Below are 23,821 nucleotides of genomic sequence, written 5' to 3' on the forward strand. Positions count from 1 at the left end.
CATATTTATTTAAAGAAAAATTATTTCTTCTAATCACCATCTTCCGTTTTGCAAGTATCTTCAACAATAGGGCCTGATTGTTGTATAACGAATATCATTAGTTATATGCGTTCTCAAGGTTATATACTATAAAATTCCCTAACAACGCTTTGGGGATTTTTTTGTGAAATAAAAACTCTCTTTATTGGAACTTTTTGCAATATAATTCCGTTAAAATTATAAGTGATTACTTAAATCAGAATAGGAGTGGTAGACGTGAGATTAGAAGAGATTATTCAGATGTTACAACGAAATATAGTGTTGGCACTAAGTGCGACAATTATTATTTGTTTAATTGTTTTTATACTATATCGATTTATTTATTTGAAAAAGTTTGCTGGTGATAAGCGATTGAAAGGTAAACAAGTAGTTGTTTCTGTATCGTTTATATTATATATCATATCAGTATGTGCGCTAACGCTACTGAACCGTGGGGCAAATTATGAAGGTAACGTCAATTTAGCACTGTTTAGCTCGTTTCGAGAAGCTTGGTATGATTTTAGTGTGCGTGATTGGCAATATATTTATTTTAACATTGCAATGTTTGTGCCCTTTGGCATTTTCCTGCCACTATTATTTAAACGATTTTCCTCACTAGTCTGGACGTCACTTGCTGCGGTATTATTTACTGGATTTATTGAAGCTGTACAATACATAACAGGTGTAGGCATTTTTGAATTAGATGATTTATTTAATAATGTAGTAGGAGCACTCATAGGTTTTGGTTTAGTGAAGGTTTTCATAGTGAAACGATGGTCTTTACGAGCTTTATCTTTAACGCCATTACTACTTGTCATTGGATTATCACTAGGAATGTTTACATATTATGAGCAAAAAGAGTTTGGGAATTTAGCTATCGTTCCCGCGGTTAAGGCGAATATGGGAGATGCGAGGGTATCAACGATGATAACTTTCAATGACGAAAACCCTACGGCAACAGTTTACAAGGCACCAAGTTTAACGAAGAACGAAGCGCAACAAAAGGCTTATGAAATATTTGAAAAAATCAATGTAGATACATCTTCAATAGAAATTATTGATTATCAAAATGAAGCAAATTACCGCTATCATGGGGAGCCTTCGTATTTTATATGGCTTCACTTTTTAGATGGATCCTATGAAATTACCGATTTTTCAAGTTTTAATGTGGAACCTGCTGATACAGATGAACAAACATTAGCATTTTCTCTCCAAGAAATGGGGATAACCATTCCGGAAACTGCACAATTTGAAAGAATGGATGTAGGTCGGTATGAATGGAAAATCAATCAATTTGAAACAAATAACCAGTTAATTGATGGAACATTGAAAGTAGCTTATTATCAGGATAAAACGATTAAAAGTGTATTAAATAACATAGTTGAATATAAAAGGGTAAGAGAAATTAAGTTAAAAAGCGAACAACAAGCCTATAATGAATTGTTAGATGGTAAGTTTAAGGTATATGATAAAAATATTAAGGAAATGCAAATTCAACAAGTAAAGCAAGCATATGAACTGGATTCTAAAGGATTTTATCAACCTATTTATGTATTTAGTGGCACAATTAACGGGGAAAAGAGCGTTATCTATATACCTGGGATAGAATAAAAAGTGAATATTAAAATTTTTATTTAACTCTAATCATAAAGAAACTGAGATATGATTTAAATTGAACTATACAAATTGAAGGTACGAATGTTGTTAAATCAACGTTTGTGCCTTTTTGCTTGTACTATTGATTATACAGTTTTTTATAAAAATTGCACAAACAGTTGAACAGAAAGTATTTGCTTGAGGATTCTGCATTTGAGGAGCTTTCTTCTATTGAGCTAGCGGCACTAATTTACAAGGAGCAATATGGGGCAAGCAGTATAGATGAATTTGGTATTGATTTATATCAAAAGCCTTTAACAAAATTATTATGTTTGAATACAAACGAAGCTTTTTGACAATCAAGCATTTAGTGGAAGAAAAAGGTGGAGGAGACCCACTTGTACTATTTAACGAGTATCACAAGTGGCATAAGGAAGACAGACAGAAATCTCTTGCCGACTATATCCAAAATGAAGGAGAATCCAAACTTCTGTAGAATGCTGAAGTAAGGGGGGATTTTATATGGGTAAACCAAAAGTGATGATATTGGGGACATTTCATATGGGGCAGACTGGTGATTTAATTCAGACAGAGGTAGATCAACTGTTGTCTGCTAAAAGACAAGAGGAAATAAAAATAGTAGTAGAGAAAGTGAAGGCTTTTAAACCTACAAAGGTAGCTGTCGAGGTGGAAAAGAGCAAAAATAACCAGATAAATGAAGAGTATAAAAACTACCTAAATGGTAGCTATTCGTTAGGATTAAATGAAGTTGATCAGATTGGTTATCGCATTGCTGCAGAATGTAATCATCCAGAGGTTTATTGTATTGATTGGATGGAAAAGGGAGTGGCAATAAAGAGTGCTGGAGAGGTCTATCAATGGGCGAAGACAAATGAACCGGAGCTGTTCCGATTTATATATGGGGAAATGGAAGCTATGCTTGAAGAAAAGTCTGGATATCAAAGTATATTAGAGATGTACCAAGAAATAAATAATCCTGAAATGATAAAGAAGCATCAGAAAATGTACATCAATTCTGCTAGATTAAAAAATGCCGATCAATATATTGGTCTGGATTGGCTGCTATGGTGGTACCAGCGAAACTTGATTATATTTACGAATTTAACAGAGTTAATTGAAGCCAGTCATGAAAGAATATTATTAATTATCGGTGGTGCACATGTAGAAATGTTAAATAACTTTTTAAGAGAAAGCGACCTCGTAGAAGTAGTATTGGCGGATGATTACTTATCTTAATTATTTTTGGAAATTATTGTAAAATAAGGGGAGGGGGGACTTTTATGAAACATATTTATGCGTTTGAAAAGCCAGAGGATGCGATACAGTATATGAAAAGAATTGAAAGCTTTCAGGAAAGACTTTCAGAATTTCAACAGCTTTTGCAAGAAAAATTTGAGTTAAGAGAGAAGCCGAAAGGATATGTATGGACCTCGGAGCCACTTGCAACAAGTTTCTTCTCTGAGCTGCCAATTCCAGCCTTTACAAATAAGGATCTTGTTTATATAACACCAGATTTGGACGCTTGGAGAAGCTTTTTCTTAAGAGTATATAAGGATATAAAAGACGAAAAAGTGACGAACTATTATCAAAATCTAAGTGATGAAATCATTTTAACTATTGCAGGACATGAGCTAGTACATCATATAGACTTATTTGTAGATGAATTCGAGGAAGATTACTTAGAATCCATCTGGTTTGAGGAAGGAATGTGTGATTATCTAAGTAGAAGGTATTTGTTAGGAGATTCAGCATTTGAGGAGCTTTCTTCTACTGAGCTAGCGGCACTAAACTTTTACAAAGAACAATATGGGGTGAACAGTATAGATGAATTTGGTACTAGTACATATCAAAAGCCTCTAACAAACATTATGTTTGAATACAAGCGAAGCTTTTTGACAATCAAGCATTTAGTGGAAGAAAGAGCTGGAGGAGACCCACTTGTACTATTTAACGAGTATCACAAGTGGCATAAGGAGGGCAGACAGAAATCCCTTGCAGATTATTTCCAAGTGAATCATTTGTTTCGTGCGAAGGAGACAGTTGAATGAATCGCTTCGTCATTATGACAGTAGGAAAAACGCATAGCGGGAAAACCACCTTTGCACATAAATTAGAAAAGGAACTTGCAAATTCGGTAGTAATCGATCAAGATAATCATGCCCAGTTTCTAAAAGACTATTACCCGACTTTATTTCACCAAAAAGGACCGAATAAGATAAAGTATACTTTGACTCAAACAATGGTAGATTATGTGGTACACGAAACAAACCATCATATAATCCTCTGTAATTCTAATTATAATAAGCTTGGTCGAGAAAAGCTGTTAACTTATTATAAGCAAAATGGTTTTACAACGATTCTTATATTTTTTGATCTCCCGGATGAAGTGCTCTACAAACGAGTGAAGAACAGTAGTAGAAATACGGATATGTTAAGGACTGCTAAAAGCTTTTTAGAGGTATTGGATCGTCAGCAATCAGATATGGAGAAGGAAGAGGTTTGTGCTCCAACCGAAGGGGAAGCGGATTATTTCTTTACAATTCAAATGGAAAAAGATGTGCAAGAGGTAGTGAATCATCTGGTTGCTAATTTCGAAGATAGATAGGCATTTATAACAGGCACGCACTTCCGATTTTATCTGGAAGCTGCGTGCTTGTTCATTTAGAGAATTCAAGTAGTCACTAAAAATTCCGTTAGCTTTTCTTTTAACGAAATTGGGTTATCAATGCATGGATATTGTCCTGCTTGGGGAATCAGGCAAAAAGGACTCTTTGGTATAGATGAGGACAGCTCCTTTACGAATTTAACCGGTCGGGGGTCTGTTTCCCCGTGTATAAATAGAGACGGAACATGCATATTGGCCAGTATTTGTTTCCATTCCTTTTTCTCGAAATAGGAGGGAATTTGAGAACCGATTTGTTCATTAACCTCATTGTTTATATATGGCGCTTCTACTTTAGGGAGCTTGTGAAAATTTGCTTGATCATATAAATCAGTTTTTAGGCTATGCTCTCCCTTTCTGCTTTTGAAAAATAAAAACAGACTAAAGAAGTAATAGTCTGTTTGAGATGTATAGTTGGGTATGGTCTTATGCTTCTTCCTTCATTAGCTGCTCGATTGGGCTTTTCCAATTGATATGAGCAGATGGGTAATTCATTTTAATCTCTTGTTGAAGGAAGTAAAAATCTTCTTTGGTGAAGCCGTGTAATTTTGATGGTTCCTTTGCCCATACAAAAATGGAGACTACCTCAAAAGCTTGGTCTGTAGTCCCTAAATATTTTTCTCCTTCAAACATAACTCCCTTATAGGTGATAAAGAAATTTTTACGAACATTTTTAATGTCATCATAGAAATAGTAGCTTTCCTTTTCATGTGCCTCATCAAGCTTTCTTTTTGGGTCAAATAAGTAACGCAAAATTTTATAAAAAATATATATTATAAGTACAATGATAAGCAATCGTAAAATATGGACCAAGAGAATGTCCTCCTTGTATAATGCAGTATAACTGCTATACGATAGAAGAAGTAGTTTGGTTTCAAAATATCTCAAAAAATTTTTTAGGAGGAAATATGAAGTTACAACAATTATTTCAAATGCAGAAGACGTTAGATCAATACATAGAAAAAAATATGAACATACAAGAAGATGTGTTTCAAAAGAAAGGACTCGCACTGTTAATAGAGCTGTCTGAGCTTGCAAATGAAACTCGATGCTTTAAATTCTGGAGTAAAAAGGGTCCTTCTGAACGAGCAATTATACTAGAGGAATATGTAGACTCTATTCATTTTCTGTTATCTCTAGGGATTGCACGTGACTTAGAAGATTTAGAAGAATGGCCAGCTGCAAAGGTGGAGGGAGAGTTAACAGCACTATTTCTTGAAACAAGTAACGCTATTCTTCTCTTCTTAAAGAATCCTACAAAAGAAGCTTATCAAAAAGTGTGGATATTATATGGGGCTATTGCGGAAAAGTTAGGCTTCACAAACGAGGATGTTTTAGAGGCTTATATTGAAAAGAATAAAACAAACTATGAAAGACAAAAAAATGGCTACTAAGTTAGCGTGTCGTGTGACTAGGTAAATCATGAGAGTGAGATTTCCAAAATAATGAAACCAACAAGTAAGGCAGCTCGTAAAGAAGCGAGAGGTTGATTTAGGGGGTGTCTTATGAAAAAAGCAATCATTTCTATCATTCTTTTACCCATCACTTTGTTCTTTTTTTCTAGCTATGCAGAGGCAAAATCCTTTGAAATTGAACGGATACATATAAAATCTTGGATACAGCCCAATGGGGATTTATTAGTCAACGAAGTCTATACTTATCAATTTGATGGGAAGTTTTCTAGGCTTACACGTGAATTTCCAAGCAAATATAATGGGAAAGTAGAAGATTTTTATGCTTATGAAATTACGGAGCCGGACGCAGAGCCAGGATTTATAAGTGGAGACTCCTTAAGGCAGTTAGAAGTAAAATTTGATGAGCATATGTTTAAAAGCTCTATCAATAAATCGAGTGAACGTGCATCCTTTCTATATGCCTATACATTAAAGGATGCAGTTCTCACTTATAACAATTATAGTGAGCTAAAGGTTACCTATTTTGAGAACGGTTCCTCTCATGATACGGATTATCAAAATGTAACAATTGATTTTATTCTCCCAGAAACTGTTTCTACAGACAATTTTGGCGGCTTTTTATTTGATCGTCATGCCTTAGAGGCAGAAAAAAGTGAATATGGGATTCGTTTTCATACTCCCGTTTCCAGGGCCTTCTCTACTACAAAGGCAAGCTTTTATTTTCCTTCTCATGTAATGAAAGAGATGGTCAAAAGGAATAGTGGATATTCCTTAAATGAAGTACTGGCACTAGAACAGGAAGAATGGAAAGATATGAAGGAGCGCCTAGATGCTATCGAAGTGTTGAAAAATAAAATTCCTTATTTTTCATACGGAATTCTATTGCTTGCCTTCCTATCTTTTATTCTTTTGCCACAAAGGCATTTCTGGCGAAGGGGAGCAATAGAGGATGTTATGACGGCTGATGTATTGTATTTGTACTTTGTGGATAAGAATGGGAAGGCAAAGACAAATAGTTTTTTAGCAGGGCTTTTTTCTTTAGTAGAGAGAGGCTTTGTGAAAGTATCTAATGCTAAACCGGCTTTCCGATTTAAAGGTGATGAGGAATCACCAAAGGAAACATTGGAATTTGACCTATTAAAGAAAGAGGCATCTTATTTTCCTTATGAACAAACAATGGTTGACTGGTTGTTCCGTGATAAGAAAAGATTCAATTTACATCAAGCTGCTGGAGTAGGAAAGAAGGATAAGAAAACAGAAGCTTCTGGTTTTTTTCATGGTCAGGTGAGGATATTTCGTACAAAGAAAAGAGATTGGGAGCAAGAGGTCTTTAAAGCCCTTAAAGAGGCAGGAACCTTTCATAATAAAATCCAATTAATCCTCCTTAGCATTGTTGTATTCTTATTGATGCTAATCACCTCCTATTCATTCTATTTGGACTTGCAAGGTATGATTATGATAGGATTGATCATCTTTATCTCGGTTATATTTATAGGAACTACTCTGTCTAAAGGAAGGTCTTATAAGGAGCTGACACTATATAGTGTCATCATGTTTTTTATTATTGTTCAAATAGTAGACGAGGAATTATTAAATATGCTGCTTGGGATGCTGTTTTCTATAATTGTTCTTTCTGTTGCCCTTCCAACCTATATACTTTCTCCCAGTGCAGTTCAAGTGAAGGATGCTATCCGCTCTTTCAAAGAAAGTCTTAAAAATAAACAAGAAGTAGAGCTTTACCAGCATAATCACAATTGGGTTGTCAGAGCATATTTATTAAAGCGGAGTAAACAAAAAATCCCGATATTATCTACTAATGTTCCAATTGCAACGATTTTAATGGCAGAAGAGGATCCAATTTCTTATGTAGAGAAGACATGGTTATGGACGAACACACCAATATCCGGTAGTTCATCTGGCGGAGACTCAGGTAGTTATTATGGATCGAGTGGAGGGTCTTCTGGTGGGGGCGGAGGGGCTGGAGCGGATTAACAGATAGTAGTCTGCTTCTCCTATCATCTGTCCACTGTAAATGAAAAATTATTTTGAAAATGCCGTCAATTTATCATATAATTGGATGGTGAGATTATTTAGGAGGCCGAAGTAATGACAAAATTAGATGAAACATTAACAATGCTAAAAGAATTAACAGATGCAAGAGGGATACCAGGCAATGAACGTGAACCTCGTCTTGTGATGGAAAAGTATATTGCTCCTTATGCAGACAAAATTGAGTATGACAACCTAGGCAGCTTAATAGCTGAAAAAGTTGGGGACGCAAACGGACCGAAAATCATGGTAGCTGGACACCTTGATGAAGTAGGCTTTATGGTATCGAAAATCGATGATAAAGGGTTTATTAGCTTCCAAACAGTTGGTGGCTGGTGGTCCCAAGTGATGCTTGCACAGCGAGTTTCCATTGTGACACGTAAAGGGGAAACAATTACTGGAGTAATCGGCTCAAAGCCACCTCATATCTTGCCTCCTGAGGCTCGTAACAAGCCAGTTGATATTAAAGATATGTTTATCGATATTGGCGCTTCCTCGAAGGAAGAAGCAATGGAATGGGGAGTACTTCCTGGGGATATGGTAGTACCTTATTTTGAGTTCTCTGTTATGAACAATGAAAAGCTTCTTTTAGCAAAAGCTTGGGACAATCGTATTGGTTGTGCTATTGCAATCGATGTATTAAAAGGGCTCCAAAATGAAAAGCACCCTAACATCGTGTATGGTGTAGGAAATGTGCAAGAAGAGGTTGGTCTCCGTGGGGCAAAAACTTCTACGATGAAGGTACAGCCAGACATCGGTTTTGCTGTTGACGTAGGTATCGCAGGAGATACTCCAGGTATTACTCCAAAGGAATCTACAAGCAAAATGGGAGCAGGACCACAAATTATCCTTTACGATGCTTCGATGGTTTCTCACAAAGGGCTTCGTGAATTTGTAATCGATACAGCGGATGAAAACAATATTCCTTACCAATTTGAAACAATTGCAGGTGGAGGAACTGATGCAGGATCTATTCACATTACAATGAACGGTGTGCCGGCATTAGCTATCGGTATCGCTACTCGTTATATACATTCACATGCAGGAATTTTACATCGTGATGATTATGAAAATGCAGTAAAATTGATTGTAGAAGTAATTAAAAAGCTTGACCGTGATGCATTAGACACGATTAAATTTAGTTAAAACATAGACAACTAAAGGGTTCATACCCTTTAGTTGTTTTTTTATATTTTTTGTATATAAATACACTTGACATTATAAATATACCTAAACTATAATTGTTAATACATAAATATACATGAAAAGGAGTTATTATAAATATGAAGCTGCTTGAATGGGTTAATTTAAAGGTGGTTGATAGTCTGAAAGGAAAAGATTTATTAACACTTTTAGATTATTCAAGGGAGGAGATAGAGGATTTAATTCAGCTTTCCATAGACTTGAAAAAGCTGACGAAGCTTGGTAAGTGCCCCCCTTTGTTGGAAGGAAAAACATTAGGGATGATTTTTGAAAAGCATTCTACCAGAACAAGGATCTCCTTTGAAGTTGGAATGAAGCAGCTTGGTGGAAATGGTATGTTTATGAATGCACGAGATCTTCAAATAGGTCGAGGCGAATCTGTATACGACACTGCGCATGTCCTTTCTGGTTACTTAGATGGGATTATGATTCGTGCCAATTCCCACGAAATGGTAAAGGAGCTTGCGGAGCATGCAAGTATTCCGGTGATTAATGGACTAACTGATTTGTATCATCCGTGCCAAGCATTAGCAGATATTTTAACTATACAAGAAGTAAAAGGGTATACGAAGGGCTTGAAGCTTGCGTATGTGGGTGATGGGAACAATGTAGCCCATTCCTTAGTGATAGCGGCCGCTAATATGGGCATGCACATTTCCGTTGCAACTCCTCCAGGATATGAGCCGAAGCCCGAAATCATTCAAAAGGCTAGAGAAATTGCTTTAAGTAACGGAGGTTCCTTGTTTGTCTCTAACGATCCAGTGGAAGCTGTTGTGAACGCTGATGTTATTTATACAGATGTTTGGACGTCCATGGGTCAAGAAGAGGAAACCATTAAACGTTTAGCAGATTTTAAATCTTTCCAGATAAATGACGCATTGGTATCCAATGCGAAAGCAGATTATATCTTCTTACACTGTCTTCCTGCACATAGGGAGGAAGAGGTGACGGCTTCTGTCATAGATGGCCCACATTCTTATATTTTTCAGCAAGCTGAGAATCGTTTGCACGCACAAAAAGCACTATTGGCTTCCGTGCTTGCCTAATAAATGAATAACTAAATATGCTGGCAGGATGGCTAGCTGTTTAGTGCTCGATGTTGTCTGTCTAGAAGGACGGCCTCATCGATACATAGTGAGAGTGGTTTGGGAGACGCCAAATCACTCTTTTTTTCTTTTTGAAATTTTTCCTGTTTTATCATCATTTTCTAATAAATAGTATTTATAATGAGAGCAATGACTATTAGCAAGGGAGCTTTCATCATGGTACATACATACCGTATATCATTATTTTTAAGCATATTTCTATCCTTCATTTGTTTAACTGTTTCAGCAGAAGAAGCTGATTCTAATGAAGTAAGTATAGATGCTCGTTTCACAGATATTTCAAACAAATATTGGGCGAAAAATCAAATCATGCATCTGGTGGAGCTTGGGATATTGACGGGCGACCGCGATTTACAGTTCAGACCTAACGCGCTAGTAACTGTTAAAGAAGCCAATCAGGTATTATCCAAAGCTTTTCAAACAAAAGCAATCGTCAAAGGAAGTCAGATAGGATATTTAACGGAAGGAAGACTGAAAGCATTTTTGGGAACAGTGGATTCTGAAAGTGAACAGTTAAAATTAGTCCCTAAAGAGAAAATACAAGATACGTTGAGTGACGATGGTTTTCTAACAAGAGCCACTTTTGCTGCTTTGCTTCATGAGGCGCTTGTAGAAAAGGAATATATCCGAGAGGGAAAGAACTACACTATTACGAATTTGGCAGTCTCAGAAAATTACTCGCTTATAGAGGAAAATGTCAAACTAGTAAAAGTGTCTTTTGATGAGCACCCTATCTACTTGAGATCTTTAGAAAACATCTCTTTTATTAAGCATGAAAGAATTGATAATGGTTTTTCAAGAGATAATATTTATACCTATAGGGTGGGCGAAAAGGGAGCAACTATTGAATTGACAGTTCGTTCCTTTGATAATGGAGATTATTTTTTATTCTCTAAAATGAATAATCCAACGAATACGCCACTTACAGTAGATGTGATTCAAAAGGAAAATTTTGTTGCGTCCATCGAGCTATATCGTTATGATCGCTATGAAATTAAGCGAAGTGGAGAAGATGTATTTGGGCAGGATATCACTTCCTATCCAACAGGCTTATTGCGATTTGTAAAAGAGGATGGAGTGTTAGAGGAGAGAATGGTAGGGCAATCCTATCAATCTAAGCAGCTGTATATGGATTACCCAGATGGTGGAGAGAGCTTTATGCGTGAGCTGTTAAATGAGTATGAGGCACTTTCTTATGCCCAAGTAGGAACTACCATTCAATCTGTCCATTCTCTGCATTCTGATGGAGAGGATATAGTAGAGCAATGGTATATGGATGCGGTGAACCCACTATTTCTTACAGACGAGCATCGGGAGAATTGGATGCTAGAATCCTCTCAGTATTATAAAAAACGAAATAAGTGGTACACTGCCGATGGTCAGTATAACAAAATGGCTACTACTACTGAGCCAATGCCTGAATCTGGATTAGGGTATGGCAGAATTCTTCTCCTGCAAAAAGAGGACCGTGCCCTTGTGCTGTATAAGGAACAAAAGGATCGATATTTTGAGAACCTTATCTATAATTCCTTTGTAAACCTTAAGAACTTTAAAGGAGAAAAGGAATACTGGGAAACTGAGGTCACAAGTACGTATTTAAAGGACTTATATAATATTACTGCCCCATTCATTGATACTAGGTTTAACGAGCAAATTGCCTTGTTTTATTATAATAGCGCGGATGATTTTGGGATTGACAACGGGAACGAGCCTCTTCGAAATTATGCGGATTTACTGGTAGCCCAGAAGGAAAAAGGAAATGTCATTTGGGTGGATGACAAATCTTATTACATCTCCGATTATTTCCCAATTATACAGGATGTAACGACACATGCGTCTATGAATCATGTATTAGGTGGGATGAACATTCTATTAATGGCCTATGAAACATTCGGGGAGCAAAAGTACCTCGATGCTGCGTTGGCAGTACAGACGGCAATTGAAAAAGATAAAAAGAGTTGGATCCGGGAGAACGGAGATATTTGGTATCGAATTAATGCTGAGGGTGAATATAAGGGGGATGATTATAAGCATCTAACCTTAGAGGATTTAATCATCTCTTATAAGCTCTGGAGCGGTATAGATTCAAAGCAATTACCGTTGCTAGAGGAAATGATTGCTTCGAAAGCAGCCTATTTGTCTAGTGAAAAGCTCGGTTACACAACGAAAATAAAAAATGGTCTACAGGAAATAGGGATGCTTCAGTATTTGCCTAAGGGAAATGAACGTACGGATGCACTATAAAAAGAGCTGCTGAAAATGGTTTATACCTTGTTTCAGCAGCTTTTCCTATGCTTGATCTACATGCCCCTTGTCTCTTGGTCTTTTAGCAGTTGGCACAGGAGAAACAAGGGGGAGTATGTAGGCTTGCAAGTTCATTGTTGGAGGAAATACCTTTGGTGTAAACTCAGTTACTTAGCAAAGGCAGCGGAAAGCTTGTTTAACACTGTTTGCTTACTAGCGTCATCTGCACTTTTCCACCATTTTTCAAAGAACACGCCTAAACCTGGCAGTAAATGCTCCTCGCCTCGTTGAATGGCATCCTCCACAACACCTTTGATTTGTGCTGGAGAGTAATTGGCCATATTTGCTGAAATTGCCTCTCTAATTTGAAAATCCATTATCATCACTCCTTGCTTTTATTTTTCCCAGTGCTTCACATGATATACATATTTTTTGATACACTTATGAAGTAGAATGAAATATAATGCAAGCATGACAAAAATTAAATTTGAGGCGGTTATAGAATGAAGAGAATTGAATCCCCACAAAATGCGTTGGTCAAGCATTGGAAAAAGCTTGTAAACGTTAGAAAAGAACGAGATAAAACAGGAGAATTTATAGTAGAAGGCTATCATTTAGTTGAAGAGGCAATCAAGCAAAAGAAAAATGTCCTGTCGATCATCATTAGCGATTCTAGCCATATTCCTGCTAACTGGGATGTGGAAGGTATACAAGTAGTAGAAATTCACGATGATATTAAGGATGAGCTTGCAGAAACGGAGCATACACAAGGAATATTTGCACACTGTAAACAGCAAGCTAATAATCAAGACATTACTTCTTGGAAGAAGGTTCTTTTAGTAGATGCTGTTCAAGACCCAGGGAATGTCGGAACGATGATTCGCACAGCAGATGCAGCAGGTATTGATGCAATTGTTCTTGGGAAAGGCTCAGCAGATGCTTATAATCCAAAGACACTTCGCTCCGCTCAAGGCTCTCATTTCCATATTCCGATTGTAAAGGGAGACCTGAACTGGTGGATTGAAAAGCTAAAGGAGCAGGGGATTCAGATTTATGGAACTGCTTTACAAGACTCTACTCCATATAATGAGGTCACTGGTGGTGACAGCTTTGCGCTTATTGTTGGCAATGAAGGAAGCGGGATTAAAGAGGAGTTTTTAAGACAAACAGATCGAAATATCTTGGTTCCACTTTTAGGACAAGCAGAATCCTTAAATGTTGCGGTGGCGACTGGTATTCTGTTATATGGCCTTACTTTAAAATAATTGTGCTTGAACATCTTGTCATAAATCCGTATAATATACAGTAATTTGATAAATTGAAAAGCTGTAATCGGGAAAAGTATGTATGTAGTTTCAAAATAGGGATTTTACACCGTGACTGGAAGTGTAAATTGCGAAAAACATATAGAAGTTCACCCCGCTAGCTGCCACCGGGACCAGTCGATACTGTAAAGGTGAGCCGGTGAAGAGCCGTTAATCAAATCAAGAGATTGCAGAGGAATCTGCAATAATCAGGGTGGTACCGCGAATAGAACCTCGTCCCTTTTTTGGGAGGAGGTTTTTTATTTTGGAAGAAAAGAGGGAGTCCTGTAAAAAGGTATCTGCCTAGCTTCAGCGTCTTGCCACCCGAGGTCAGATGTGCAAAGGCTGTGGGGCAGAGCCCCCTCGCCTTTTCCCATTTGCTTTTCTGGGCATACCAGGAGCTTCAGCATTTCTTGATGTCCAGCTTCAGCGCCTTGCCCCTCGAGGTCAAATGTGCAAAGGCTGTGGTGGCAGAGCCTCCTCGCCTTTTCCCATTTGCTTGTCGGGGCAGACATAGGCGCTTCAGCATTTCTTACTTATTAGGAGGGTTATTATGGAAGCACAACTTCAGCAGTTGAAGGAGGAAGCAATCCAAAAGATTGCCGAATCGCAAAATGTTAAAGAGTTAAATGATGTGCGTGTCGCATATCTAGGAAAAAAAGGTCCTATTACAGATTTATTAAAAGGAATGGGCAAGCTCCCAGCAGAAGAAAGACCAAAAATGGGCGCACTAGTAAATGTTGTTCGTGAAGAGGTAACAGCTGTTTTAGAGGAAAGAATGACTCTTCTGCAAGAGAAAGCGATTCAAGAGCAGCTAGAAAAAGAATCAATCGATGTAACACTACCTGGTCGTCCAGTTAAGACAGGTAATCATCATCCATTAACACGTGTAGTAGAGGAAATTGAAGACCTTTTCATTAGCATGGGCTATGAAATCGCAGAAGGACCAGAGGTGGAGAAGGATTACTATAACTTCGAAGCACTAAACCTTCCGAAGGGTCACCCAGCACGTGACATGCAAGATTCTTTCTATATCTCAGAGGATATCTTGCTACGTACGCACACTTCTCCTGTTCAAGCTCGAACAATGGAAGCAAAAGAAGGGCAGCCAATTAAAGTTATTTGCCCGGGTAAGGTGTACCGTCGTGATAATGATGATGCGACACACTCACACCAGTTTACTCAAATCGAAGGTCTTGTAATTGGCGAGAATATTCGCATGAGTGACCTAAAAGGTACGCTTTCGGTATTTGCGAAGAAAATGTTTGGTGAGGACCGTGAGATTCGCCTTCGCCCAAGCTTCTTCCCGTTCACAGAGCCTTCTGTTGAGATGGATATCTCTTGCTTCAAGTGTGGTGGTAGCGGCTGTAACGTATGTAAGAAGACAGGCTGGATTGAGATTCTAGGTGCAGGTATGGTTCATCCAAATGTGTTAGAAATGGCTGGCTATGATTCGAAAAAGCTTTCAGGCTTCGCATTTGGAATGGGACCAGAGCGTATCGCAATGTTGAAATATGGTGTGGAAGATATTCGTCATTTCTATACAAATGATGTGCGTTTCTTATCACAATTCCACCGCTCAGAAGTGTAAGGAGGAAATGACATGTTAGTATCGACTAAATGGTTATCAGAATATGTAAATACACAAGGATTAGACCCAAAAGAGCTTGGAGAGAAAATTACTCGCTCAGGTATTGAGGTAGATGCAGTAATTGATCGCTCTCAAGGAATGACGAATGTTGTGGTTGGTCATGTAAAGGAATGTGTAAAGCATCTCGAAGCAGATAAGTTAAATATTTGTCAGGTAGATGTAGGTGAGGAAACTACTCAAATTATTTGTGGTGCTCCAAACGTTGCTGCTGGACAAAAAGTAATCGTTGCACGTCCTGGTGCAGTATTACCAGGTGGAATAAAAATTAAAAAAGCGAAGCTACGTGGGGAAGAGTCAAACGGAATGATTTGCTCTCTACAAGAGCTTGGAATCGAAGGCCGTGTAGTGGCTAAAAAATATGCAGAAGGTATTTATGTGCTTCCTGAGACAGCAGTTCCTGGAGAAAGTGCTCTTCCTTTATTAGGTCTAGATGACATAGTTCTAGAGCTTGGGCTAACGCCGAACCGTTCAGATGCGCTAAGCATGCTTGGAGTTGCATATGAGGTAGGTGCTATCCTTTCAGAGGATATGAAATATCCAGAAGCTAGCTATACGGAAAGTAATGAAAAAGCAGAGGATTATGTGAAGCTTCATATTGAAGCGAAAGAAGAAAATCCGATGTATGTTGCAAAGGTAGTAAAAAATGTGCAAGTGAAGGAATCTCCACTTTGGCTACAAAACCGTTTAATGGCTGCAGGAGTTCGTCCACATAACAACGTAGTAGACATTACGAACTACGTGTTGATGGAATACGGTCAACCGCTACATGCTTTTGACTACGACCGAATTGCGACAAAAGAAATCGTTGTTCGTCTTGCAAATGAAGGCGAAAAAATTACAACGCTCGATGATCAAGAGCGTACACTTAAAGCAAATAACCTTGTCATTACAAATGGTCAAGAGCCAATTGCCATTGCAGGTGTTATGGGTGGTGCAAACTCTGAGGTTCATGATGGAACAACTACGGTTGTTATTGAATCTGCTTACTTCACAGGTGGATCAGTACGTCAAACGTCTAAGGATCATAGCTTACGAAGCGATGCTAGTGCACGTTTCGAAAAAGGGGTTGACCCTAACCGAGTGATAGCAGCTGCTGAGCGTGCTGCAAGTCTGCTTGCAGAGCTTGCAGGGGGAGAAGTACTTGCTGGTTCTGTAGTTGTAGATGAGCTAGATAAAACGCCGGCAGAGGTTGTAGTATCACCTGACTTTATTAACAGCCGTTTAGGTATGAAGATTTCATTAGAAGATATGACTTCTATTCTGACTCGCTTAAAATTTGACTTTGAAGCAGCCAATGGTTACTTATATATCAAAGCACCAACTCGTCGTCAGGATATTAAAATTCCAGAAGATATCGTAGAAGAAATTGCGCGTATGTATGGATATGATGAAATTCCAATGACTCTTCCAGTAGAAGAATCAAAACCAGGTGGCTTAACTCCTTACCAGGCTAAACGCCGTTTAGTTCGTCAATATCTAGAAGGCGCTGGGTTATATCAAGCAATTACTTATTCCTTAACCTCAAAAGAGGCAGCACAAAAATTTGCTTTAGAGACTGCTCCAGTGACTGAGCTACTTATGCCAATGAGTGAGGAACGCAGTACGTTAAGACAAAGCCTTATCCCTCATTTATTAGAGGCAGTTACGTATAACACTGCTCGCCAAGCAGATACAGTGGCACTTTATGAAGTAGGATCTGTATTCTTAGGAGAAACAGAATCAGGTCTACCGCACGAAGAAGAGCATTTAGCTGCAGTAATCGCAGGTAAATGGGGGGAGCACAGCTGGCAAGGCGAGAAAAAAGCAGTAGATTTCTTTGTCTTAAAAGGAATTGTGGAAGGCCTAATAGAAAAGCTTGGTCTTGCTGCAGAGCTAACATTTGAAAAAGCAGCAGTAGAGGGCTTACACCCAGGACGTACAGCTTCCATTAAGCTAGCGGGTGAGCAAGTAGGAATAATCGGACAGCTGCATCCTGCTGAACAAAAGGCACGAGACTTAAAAGATACGTACGTAGTAGAGTTGAATCTGGTGAAAATCTTACAACAGCCTGTTGACGCATTGTACTATGCACCAGTTTCTAAGTTCCCATCTATTACACGTGATATCGCTCTAGTGGTAGACCGTGACAAAACAGCCGGTGAGCTGCAAGCGGTTATCCAAATGTCTGGCGGCAGACTGTTAAAAGGTGTTCATTTATTTGACCTTTACGAAGGAGAAAAAATGGAAGCAGGCAAGAAATCCATTGCCTTCTCTCTAACTTATTTTGATCCTGAGCGTACTCTTACAGACGAAGAAGTTGTAAATGCTCATAATAAAGTACTAAAAGCACTAGCAGAACAAGCTGGCGCAGAATTACGCGGATAATAAATAGTGTGGACTGCATTCACTCTTGGCGAGTGAATGCAGTTTTTTTATTGGTGAGTAGGAAACGGAAATGCATTTTTACAAAAGAAGAAGCACCAGCCAAGCGGTCGCACGCTGAGTGAGAGTAAATCTGCTCTATCCGAGAGTAAACCTGGCCCAATCGAGAATAAATGCCCTGAATGAGAGTAAGCAAGCGCTATCCGAGAATAAAATCTATCTATCCGAGAGTAAACCTGTCCCGACCGAGAGTAAATAGAAGCTAACCGAGAATAAAGCGGAATAGGCTATCCAAGCCTATGTTTTTTCTTGTTTGTGGTTTAATCTACCTGAAAATGGGTACTGGAGTATTAGCAAAATTTTATCAATAACATAATTTAATTGATAAAATTTTCAATACATAGGGAAATGGGGAGTTGGATGGACTTAGGTTTTTGGACGTGGACAATCACGATTGTTTTATCACTTATTTTCATTGGAATGTCATTTTTATTTAAGAAGAAAGCGGATGAAAGCTTTGCTCATTATGCGATAGCTGGTGGGACATTGCCTTTCTTTTTATTACTCTTCACAGATATTGCCACGATTATGGGAGTTGGAAATTTTGTTGGGCATTCTTCAAAGGGTTATGAAATTGGGATAGCTAATATCCCGTTTGTGATAGGGGAACAAGGCGGGAAGATTTTATTCGCATTAGTATTTGCAGGTTTTGCAGCGAAATTTACATATAATACGGTAGCAGAAATGATGGATGATTTAATTGTACGAGACAAAATTTTTCGAAGTATGGTGGCTATTTTAATCTCGGCAATTATGATTGCCTGGGTGAGTGGTCAAGCGATGGGGATGGGCGCTCTCTTTTCAACTTTTACTGGAATAGATCCTGTTCCTATGATACTCGTATTTTCTGCTGTCTTTATTATTTATACTGCGGTTGGAGGGATGTATTCTGTAGTATGGACGGATCTCGTGCAGGGTGGAATCCTAATAGGAATGGCTGTGTGGTTTTACTTTCAAGTTTTTAAGAAAATTGATTTCAGTTATTCTAATTTAAAGGTTGGGCTGGAGGAAGCGGGAGCAATTGAGCTAGCCCAGATGAATCTTTCCGTTATGGAAATTATCTCTTTGGTTGTCACGGGGACTTTAGGGATGTTGGTTGCACAGGTTTACTGGCAAAGATGCTTTGCTTCTAAAAATCCCAAATCTGCCTCTCGAGCAATGTTAATCAGTGGTGTTGTTGCTATCATTTTTACTATCTTTGCGACGTTGAGTGGACTAGTAGTTAAGATGATAAATCCTAATCTTGATTCTAATAATGCGATTTCCTGGTTAATACTTGACCAAATGACGGAAGTTGCTGCACTTGCCTTTTTTACGATGATTTTCTTGGCGGCAATTTCAAGTGCCTCTTCTCTTCTTCATTCGGCAGCAGTAGTGATTGTTAATGACCTCGTAATACCTAATATGAAGCCAAAGTCCGATTCCTTTTATCTCAAGCTTACCCGTTGGTGTGTCGTCGGTTTTGGGATATTTACAATCGTGACAGCGATATGGGCCGACTCTATTATCGATCTCTTTTCTCTAGCATATACGATGGCTGGAGGAGGGGTTGTACCGGTATTAATTGTTGGGCTCCTCTGGAAACGAAATAAAGACAAAGCGTTTGCGATGGGCTCCAGTAATAGTAATGTCTCTATTTGGGGAGCTAGAATTGGAATAGTCGTTGGTTCAGTTGCTTCTTTAACTTTAGGGGTACTTTGGGGACTTTTGCTTTCTGCATTAGTGATTATTACTCTTTCTAAAATGATTCCGTCAAAGAATCCTCAAACAACGCTATAGTATATTCGTGTAGATAAAGTTGGATGGCCGACTTTGTCTACATTTTTTTATGCAAGCTCGTCGGATTGGCATAAAGGAATACTTCCGATAAAATAAAAGAGAATAGAAAGATAAATAGGTGATAGAATGCCAGCATTAACATTTGATCAAGAGTTTTTATTAAATGAACATCGAATTTACACAACGAAACCACTTCGCACGCTGTTTACATTGGAAAGATTAAGTAAAGAATTTTTTCAAGAAGAGTTTGGGAAGCTCATGCAAGGGATAACAGATGCAGAGAATCCTGTAGCGGCTGTGTCACACTTCAGTAAGCGATATGGAATGTTTTTTGCCACACAATTTTATATGTTAGCTGCTTATGATATGGTTTGGGATGGGAAGCACACAGAGTTACATTTTGATGTGACAAAGGAATTTGGTACTTACACAGTGGCAATGTTTATTAACCCAAATGATTTCCGATATGTGAAGGCTGATGAAAGAGAAAAAGTTATCGAAAAAATATTGTATCAGCAAGGTTATGAAATTGTTCAGTTTTTGAGACAAACGACTAGTATTTCACCTTTAACAATATGGGAAAATTTCTTTGTTCATTTGGTGAATCAATACGAGAGATTACTTGGAGATCCCGCATTTGCTACGCAAGCAATGGATGACATAGACATTTTAGAGGATGCAAAGGTATGGAGTCGTTTTTCGAATAAATCCCTCTATTACCAATACACTGAGGGACGAAATCCTGCTAACCTTGTTAATCAGCCGATTCGCAAGACCTGTTGCTTATCTAAGGATATTCCAGGGCAAGCTGCATGTGGGTATTGCCCATTAACGACAGATGAAAAACTTCTATCCAAATAAGAAGGATAGAAGTTTTCTTTGTATGGATCGTTCATCAAGTATCTCTATGATCAATCCACCAATCAATGTGGTCTAAATTAAATACCACTAGGTTATTAAGTGGCTTGAGGTGTGGTATTTCTTTCCGATATAAATAATATTCTACTTGCTCTTCTGTTAATGGGCGCCCGATAGATTGTAAATAAGCCACCAAGTTAGTAACCCCATAAACCTTTCTCAAGATACCACCCCCCGTAAGATTTAAGATTGAGACAATGTTAAAAGGATATATATATGCTATACCCGATTATCAGAAAATAAATCTTTGTTATACTAAAGAGAAGAGGTGAGTATATGGATAGAGTAGATGTGGTATATGCTCTTATCATAGATAAGGAGCGAGAAAATGTATTGATGGTACATAATGTCGGTGCAAGTTGGACATTGCCGGGTGGCACGGTTGAGCTTGGAGAAACATTAGAAGAAGCAATTGTTCGGGAGGTTCAAGAAGAAACGGGATTGACGGCTAGAATAGAAGGCATTGCTTCTGTAAATGAAGCATTTTTCCCTCAGCGAGATAGTCATGTTTTATTTGTCACTTTTGTAATGAGTGTGGATCATGATAATTTTTCTATTCAGCTGCCAGAGGAAATTTCTGAAATAAAATGGGTCCCTATAGAGGAAGCAAATAGGCTTATGCCATATCATCCAAATGGAGTACAATCACTATTAAAGGGAAAAGCTACCTATATTTATCAAGGGTAATGTTTTATATTATACTATGGTATTTTATGTAATATAAACGATAGTTTAGAGTATAATTTGAATTAATAGATTGGAGAGATCCAGTGACTTGGGGGGAAATGGGTGCTTAAAAAACGATTCGCAAATAGACCTGATTGGAAGCGAGTTAGTGAACGGAGATTCGCAATAATGGAAGCTTGTGAAAAAGATTTTGAAGGCACTGTTACTCTATTAAAATGGAAAAAGTAACAGAGCCTTTATTTGTCCGTTATGAGGAGCACGAGTTATGTATCGTGGATCATGGCTACTCCTGGCTTCAGCATTTCCCTATTGGTAAGCCATATACACTGACTACTGTGTTTAATGAAATGGGAGAAATTGTCCAGTGGTATATGGATATCTGTCAAAATAATGAGAGAAATGAAGAAATCCCGTACTGGGTGGATATGTTCCTGGATATCGTCGTTCTTCCCTCAGGGGAGATTTTTTTATTGGATGAAGAAGAGTTAGAGGAAGCGTTCGATGAACAAGTGATCTCACAGATACAATATGATTTTGTAAAACAAAAAGCAGTAAAACTAATGGAACTAATTAAGGAAGAGAAATTTCCACTCCTTTTTATTGCTCACAAACATAAAAAAGATCTGGAAGTCCTGCTTGAGGAGGTAATAACGTGAGAAGGGTTGAAGTAGTTCCTTACAACGAAGAATGGCCAAAGCTATTCCAGCTTGAAGCTGTCTTGATTAGACAAGTGCTTGAACCAGAAATAATAGATATTCATCATATTGGTAGCACCTCAGTACCTGGTCTACATGCAAAGCCCATTATTGACATGATTCCCGTAGTAAGGAGTATCAGCAATGTAGATAACTATACAAAAAGTATGGAAGACATAGGATATGAAGCGCTTGGCGAAAATGGACTTCCTGGACGGAGGTATTTCCGAAAGGGAGGAGACGAGCGCACTCATCATATCCATGTCTATGAAGAAGGACATCCTGATATAGAAAGGCATCTTGCTTTTAGAGATTATGTAAGAAGTCACCCAGAGGACCTGCATGCTTACGGACAATTAAAACTAGCGCTTGCTGCTCAATTTCCTACTAATATGGATGCTTATATTGAGGGGAAGGATCAATTAGTAAAAGAAATAGAAAATAAGGCAATTGCCTGGAGAAAAATGAGTATATGAATTTTCACAGGCCATTTGGTGTATATGGGATTTTAGTAGATGAAGGAAAGCTAATGGTTATTCATAAAGGGGGAGGCCCATACAAGAATCGATGGGATCTTCCTGGGGGCAACTTAGAAGAAAGGGAAACTCTTTTGGAAGCCTTACATAGAGAGTTTATGGAAGAAAGGGTCTACAAATAGAAGTGCTATCTCAGGTTGGGGCATTTGATTTTCTCTTAGAAACAGATTGGCGCCAGGGCACGCTCGTTCATCATATTGCTATCTTGTATTTGGTGAAGGCTGTCGGTGGGTCTATCTGTATACCAGAAAAATTCGATGGACAGGATTCTTTAGGGGCTTCGTGGGTTGGTTTAGAAGATATAGTAGAAGGAAATGCTTCTCCATTAGTGTTAAAAGCAAAAGAGTATCTTTCTTCACATACGGATAATCTGGAGGTAATTACCTATCGTGATTGGAAAGTGAAACTTTAACTGGAGTGATGGCCATGTTACGAAACAATTGGACGGATAGATTAAAGGTAAGCACACCTATTATTCAAGCGCCCATGGCTGGTGGGATAACGATAACGAAGCTTGTGACAGAGGTATCTTTATACGGAGGTCTCGGGATGATTGGTGCTGGCTATATGACTGCAGAACGGCTAGAGGAGCAGATAAAGGAAGTAAAACAGCATATGACTCACCCATTTGGAGTGAATTTGTTTGTTCCCAGTAGTTTTCAGGCTGATGAGGAAAAAATACGGGATACACAGCTCCTTCTTCAGAAGTACGAGAGTTCACTAGGAATGGAGCCTCAAAAGTTACGACTGCCTACCTTTGAGGAAACAAACAAGGAATTTGAAAATCAAGTGGAAACCATCCTGTCAAACCGTGTGCCTATTTGTTCTTTTACTTTTGGCTTACCTTCGAGAGAGGTAATCCAAGAGCTTAAGAAAAAGGGGATTCTTCTCATTGGAACGGCAACTACAGTAGATGAGGCAATGGCCAATGAGGAAGTTGAAATGGATGCTGTAGTAGTGCAAGGCTACGAGGCTGGAGGGCACCGTGGAAACTTCCTTAGTACGCATGAGGAAGGGAATATTGGTCTTATGTCTTTTATTCCCCAGGCCGTGGAGAAGGTTCGTATTCCAGTGATTGCAGCGGGAGGTATCATGGATGGAAGGGGAGTCGTAGCAGCTCTTTCATTAGGTGCGCAAGCAGTGCAGATGGGTACTGCATTCCTTGTATGCAAGGAGAGTGGAGCATCTTCTATTCATAAGCAGTCTGTTTTACAAGCAAGACCAGAAGAGATACAGCTAACTAGAGCCTTTTCTGGAAAGTGGGCAAGAGGCATAGAAAATAAGTTTATGCGAGAAATGAACGAAAGAGAAACCATAATACCTGACTTTCCGATACAGCATACATTAACACAGCCAATCAGGAAAGCTGCAACCGAGCAGAACAAATCGGACTACATGTCTCTATGGGCTGGTCAAAGTCCTATGCTCTCGAAGGATCAAACAGTAAAAATGTTAATGGATTGTTTATGGAAAGAGGTTGAGCTAGTTAAAAAATCAATTCTCATGTAAATGGAGG

At 38.4% G+C, this 23,821-nt stretch carries 25 protein-coding genes and 1 other annotated feature; of the genes, 22 read left to right on the plus strand and 3 right to left on the minus strand.

The window, feature by feature from the left end:
• Nucleotides 1–255: 255 nt before the first annotated feature.
• From AC1ECF_RS00300 to AC1ECF_RS00320, 5 genes are all read left to right on the plus strand, one after another.
• A complete protein-coding gene (locus AC1ECF_RS00300; RefSeq protein WP_480387386.1) occupies nucleotides 256–1,629 on the plus strand; it encodes a VanZ family protein in 1,374 nt (457 codons plus the stop codon).
• Between the two features lie 164 nt (nucleotides 1,630–1,793).
• Nucleotides 1,794–1,970, plus strand: coding sequence for a hypothetical protein (locus AC1ECF_RS00305; RefSeq protein WP_480387387.1), 177 nt, complete (start codon nucleotides 1,794–1,796; stop codon nucleotides 1,968–1,970).
• A 166-nt stretch (nucleotides 1,971–2,136) separates the two neighbouring features.
• Nucleotides 2,137–2,871: a DUF5694 domain-containing protein gene (locus AC1ECF_RS00310; protein ID WP_480387388.1), complete on the plus strand. Its 735-nt coding sequence runs from the start codon at nucleotides 2,137–2,139 to the stop codon at nucleotides 2,869–2,871.
• Nucleotides 2,872–2,915: 44 nt separating this feature from the next.
• Entirely contained in the window at nucleotides 2,916–3,683 is a 768-nt protein-coding gene (locus AC1ECF_RS00315) for a hypothetical protein (protein WP_480387389.1), read from the plus strand.
• Nucleotides 3,680–4,240 carry an ATP-binding protein gene (locus AC1ECF_RS00320; protein ID WP_480387390.1) on the plus strand — a complete coding sequence of 187 codons (561 nt, stop codon included), beginning with the start codon at nucleotides 3,680–3,682 and terminating at the stop codon, nucleotides 4,238–4,240. Before AC1ECF_RS00315 ends, AC1ECF_RS00320 begins: the two co-directional genes overlap by 4 nt.
• 483 nt (nucleotides 4,241–4,723) lie before the next feature.
• On the opposite strand, the gene AC1ECF_RS00325 is transcribed toward AC1ECF_RS00320, so the two are convergent.
• Nucleotides 4,724–5,110 carry a sigma-w pathway protein ysdB gene (locus AC1ECF_RS00325; protein ID WP_480387391.1) on the minus strand — a complete coding sequence of 129 codons (387 nt, stop codon included), beginning with the start codon at nucleotides 5,108–5,110 and terminating at the stop codon, nucleotides 4,724–4,726.
• Between the two features lie 95 nt (nucleotides 5,111–5,205).
• Here AC1ECF_RS00325 and AC1ECF_RS00330 point away from each other — a divergent pair, with 95 nt between their 5' ends.
• The 5 genes from AC1ECF_RS00330 (at nucleotide 5,206) to AC1ECF_RS00350 (ending at nucleotide 12,314) form a co-directional block, all read left to right on the plus strand.
• The gene (locus tag AC1ECF_RS00330) at nucleotides 5,206–5,691 is read left to right on the plus strand and encodes a dUTP diphosphatase (protein WP_480387392.1); all 486 of its coding nucleotides are present in this window, start codon (nucleotides 5,206–5,208) and stop codon (nucleotides 5,689–5,691) included.
• A 111-nt stretch (nucleotides 5,692–5,802) separates the two neighbouring features.
• Entirely contained in the window at nucleotides 5,803–7,704 is a 1,902-nt protein-coding gene (locus AC1ECF_RS00335) for a DUF2207 domain-containing protein (protein WP_480387393.1), read from the plus strand.
• Nucleotides 7,705–7,818: 114 nt separating this feature from the next.
• On the plus strand, nucleotides 7,819–8,907 hold the full coding sequence (locus tag AC1ECF_RS00340; RefSeq protein WP_480387394.1) for a M42 family metallopeptidase: 1,089 nt from the start codon (nucleotides 7,819–7,821) through the stop codon (nucleotides 8,905–8,907).
• Nucleotides 8,908–9,044: 137 nt separating this feature from the next.
• Entirely contained in the window at nucleotides 9,045–10,010 is a 966-nt protein-coding gene (gene argF, locus AC1ECF_RS00345) for an ornithine carbamoyltransferase (protein ID WP_480387395.1), read from the plus strand.
• A gap of 216 nt (nucleotides 10,011–10,226) precedes the next feature.
• Nucleotides 10,227–12,314, plus strand: a complete 2,088-nt coding sequence (locus tag AC1ECF_RS00350) for an S-layer homology domain-containing protein (protein WP_480387396.1) — start codon at nucleotides 10,227–10,229, stop codon at nucleotides 12,312–12,314.
• 167 nt (nucleotides 12,315–12,481) lie between these two features.
• Here the strand turns inward: AC1ECF_RS00350 and sspI are convergent, their stop codons facing one another.
• On the minus strand, nucleotides 12,482–12,691 hold the full coding sequence (gene sspI, locus AC1ECF_RS00355) for a small acid-soluble spore protein SspI (RefSeq protein WP_480387397.1): 210 nt from the start codon (nucleotides 12,689–12,691) through the stop codon (nucleotides 12,482–12,484).
• A 126-nt stretch (nucleotides 12,692–12,817) separates the two neighbouring features.
• Here sspI and AC1ECF_RS00360 point away from each other — a divergent pair, with 126 nt between their 5' ends.
• The 5 genes from AC1ECF_RS00360 (at nucleotide 12,818) to AC1ECF_RS00380 (ending at nucleotide 20,330) form a co-directional block, all read left to right on the plus strand.
• A complete protein-coding gene (locus AC1ECF_RS00360) occupies nucleotides 12,818–13,579 on the plus strand; it encodes a TrmH family RNA methyltransferase (protein WP_480387398.1) in 762 nt (253 codons plus the stop codon).
• Between the two features lie 54 nt (nucleotides 13,580–13,633).
• Nucleotides 13,634–13,863: a binding site (T-box leader), on the plus strand.
• Between the two features lie 308 nt (nucleotides 13,864–14,171).
• Complete coding sequence (gene pheS, locus AC1ECF_RS00365; protein WP_480387399.1) at nucleotides 14,172–15,209, plus strand: phenylalanine--tRNA ligase subunit alpha; 1,038 nt, start codon at nucleotides 14,172–14,174, stop codon at nucleotides 15,207–15,209.
• Between the two features lie 12 nt (nucleotides 15,210–15,221).
• Nucleotides 15,222–17,633 carry a phenylalanine--tRNA ligase subunit beta gene (gene pheT / locus AC1ECF_RS00370; RefSeq protein WP_480387400.1) on the plus strand — a complete coding sequence of 804 codons (2,412 nt, stop codon included), beginning with the start codon at nucleotides 15,222–15,224 and terminating at the stop codon, nucleotides 17,631–17,633.
• A 417-nt stretch (nucleotides 17,634–18,050) separates the two neighbouring features.
• The gene (locus AC1ECF_RS00375; protein WP_480387401.1) at nucleotides 18,051–19,469 is read left to right on the plus strand and encodes a sodium:solute symporter family protein; all 1,419 of its coding nucleotides are present in this window, start codon (nucleotides 18,051–18,053) and stop codon (nucleotides 19,467–19,469) included.
• A 126-nt stretch (nucleotides 19,470–19,595) separates the two neighbouring features.
• Nucleotides 19,596–20,330, plus strand: a complete 735-nt coding sequence (locus tag AC1ECF_RS00380; protein ID WP_480387402.1) for a Fe-S oxidoreductase — start codon at nucleotides 19,596–19,598, stop codon at nucleotides 20,328–20,330.
• 34 nt (nucleotides 20,331–20,364) lie between these two features.
• Here the strand turns inward: AC1ECF_RS00380 and AC1ECF_RS00385 are convergent, their stop codons facing one another.
• Nucleotides 20,365–20,550 carry a hypothetical protein gene (locus AC1ECF_RS00385; protein WP_480387403.1) on the minus strand — a complete coding sequence of 62 codons (186 nt, stop codon included), beginning with the start codon at nucleotides 20,548–20,550 and terminating at the stop codon, nucleotides 20,365–20,367.
• A 113-nt stretch (nucleotides 20,551–20,663) separates the two neighbouring features.
• Here AC1ECF_RS00385 and AC1ECF_RS00390 point away from each other — a divergent pair, with 113 nt between their 5' ends.
• The 7 genes from AC1ECF_RS00390 to AC1ECF_RS00420 all read left to right on the plus strand — a co-directional run bounded on the left by AC1ECF_RS00390 (nucleotide 20,664) and on the right by AC1ECF_RS00420 (nucleotide 23,814).
• A complete protein-coding gene (locus AC1ECF_RS00390; protein WP_480387404.1) occupies nucleotides 20,664–21,074 on the plus strand; it encodes an NUDIX hydrolase in 411 nt (136 codons plus the stop codon).
• 102 nt (nucleotides 21,075–21,176) lie between these two features.
• Nucleotides 21,177–21,302 carry a hypothetical protein gene (locus AC1ECF_RS00395; protein WP_480387405.1) on the plus strand — a complete coding sequence of 42 codons (126 nt, stop codon included), beginning with the start codon at nucleotides 21,177–21,179 and terminating at the stop codon, nucleotides 21,300–21,302.
• On the plus strand, nucleotides 21,290–21,730 hold the full coding sequence (locus AC1ECF_RS00400) for a DUF402 domain-containing protein (protein ID WP_480387406.1): 441 nt from the start codon (nucleotides 21,290–21,292) through the stop codon (nucleotides 21,728–21,730). Before AC1ECF_RS00395 ends, AC1ECF_RS00400 begins: the two co-directional genes overlap by 13 nt.
• On the plus strand, nucleotides 21,727–22,245 hold the full coding sequence (locus tag AC1ECF_RS00405) for a GrpB family protein (protein WP_480387407.1): 519 nt from the start codon (nucleotides 21,727–21,729) through the stop codon (nucleotides 22,243–22,245). Before AC1ECF_RS00400 ends, AC1ECF_RS00405 begins: the two co-directional genes overlap by 4 nt.
• Nucleotides 22,242–22,427, plus strand: coding sequence for an NUDIX domain-containing protein (locus AC1ECF_RS00410; RefSeq protein WP_480387408.1), 186 nt, complete (start codon nucleotides 22,242–22,244; stop codon nucleotides 22,425–22,427). The genes AC1ECF_RS00405 and AC1ECF_RS00410 overlap by 4 nt, the downstream gene beginning before the upstream one ends.
• Nucleotides 22,428–22,429: 2 nt before the next feature.
• Complete coding sequence (locus AC1ECF_RS00415; RefSeq protein WP_480387409.1) at nucleotides 22,430–22,717, plus strand: NUDIX hydrolase; 288 nt, start codon at nucleotides 22,430–22,432, stop codon at nucleotides 22,715–22,717.
• 14 nt (nucleotides 22,718–22,731) lie between these two features.
• On the plus strand, nucleotides 22,732–23,814 hold the full coding sequence (locus tag AC1ECF_RS00420; protein ID WP_480387410.1) for an NAD(P)H-dependent flavin oxidoreductase: 1,083 nt from the start codon (nucleotides 22,732–22,734) through the stop codon (nucleotides 23,812–23,814).
• Nucleotides 23,815–23,821 lie beyond the last annotated feature (7 nt).

It is taken from the genome of Psychrobacillus sp. Z3-81 (assembly GCF_056620325.1).

Bases quoted from the DNA above. Each gene is read 5' to 3' on its own strand.
- sspI (WP_480387397.1), bottom strand. From the start codon at position 12,691: ATGGATTTTCAAATTAGAGAGGCAATTTCAGCAAATATGGCCAATTAC.
- AC1ECF_RS00350 (WP_480387396.1), top strand. From the start codon at position 10,227: ATGGTACATACATACCGTATATCATTATTTTTAAGCATATTTCTATCC.
- AC1ECF_RS00420 (WP_480387410.1), top strand. From the start codon at position 22,732: ATGTTACGAAACAATTGGACGGATAGATTAAAGGTAAGCACACCTATT.
- AC1ECF_RS00375 (WP_480387401.1), top strand. From the start codon at position 18,051: ATGGACTTAGGTTTTTGGACGTGGACAATCACGATTGTTTTATCACTT.
- AC1ECF_RS00380 (WP_480387402.1), top strand. From the start codon at position 19,596: ATGCCAGCATTAACATTTGATCAAGAGTTTTTATTAAATGAACATCGA.
- AC1ECF_RS00330 (WP_480387392.1), top strand. From the start codon at position 5,206: ATGAAGTTACAACAATTATTTCAAATGCAGAAGACGTTAGATCAATAC.
- argF (WP_480387395.1), top strand. From the start codon at position 9,045: ATGAAGCTGCTTGAATGGGTTAATTTAAAGGTGGTTGATAGTCTGAAA.
- pheT (WP_480387400.1), top strand. From the start codon at position 15,222: ATGTTAGTATCGACTAAATGGTTATCAGAATATGTAAATACACAAGGA.
- AC1ECF_RS00390 (WP_480387404.1), top strand. From the start codon at position 20,664: ATGGATAGAGTAGATGTGGTATATGCTCTTATCATAGATAAGGAGCGA.
- AC1ECF_RS00335 (WP_480387393.1), top strand. From the start codon at position 5,803: ATGAAAAAAGCAATCATTTCTATCATTCTTTTACCCATCACTTTGTTC.
- AC1ECF_RS00340 (WP_480387394.1), top strand. From the start codon at position 7,819: ATGACAAAATTAGATGAAACATTAACAATGCTAAAAGAATTAACAGAT.
- AC1ECF_RS00360 (WP_480387398.1), top strand. From the start codon at position 12,818: ATGAAGAGAATTGAATCCCCACAAAATGCGTTGGTCAAGCATTGGAAA.
- AC1ECF_RS00315 (WP_480387389.1), top strand. From the start codon at position 2,916: ATGAAACATATTTATGCGTTTGAAAAGCCAGAGGATGCGATACAGTAT.
- AC1ECF_RS00310 (WP_480387388.1), top strand. From the start codon at position 2,137: ATGGGTAAACCAAAAGTGATGATATTGGGGACATTTCATATGGGGCAG.
- AC1ECF_RS00410 (WP_480387408.1), top strand. From the start codon at position 22,242: ATGAATTTTCACAGGCCATTTGGTGTATATGGGATTTTAGTAGATGAA.
- AC1ECF_RS00320 (WP_480387390.1), top strand. From the start codon at position 3,680: ATGAATCGCTTCGTCATTATGACAGTAGGAAAAACGCATAGCGGGAAA.
- AC1ECF_RS00400 (WP_480387406.1), top strand. From the start codon at position 21,290: ATGGAAAAAGTAACAGAGCCTTTATTTGTCCGTTATGAGGAGCACGAG.
- pheS (WP_480387399.1), top strand. From the start codon at position 14,172: ATGGAAGCACAACTTCAGCAGTTGAAGGAGGAAGCAATCCAAAAGATT.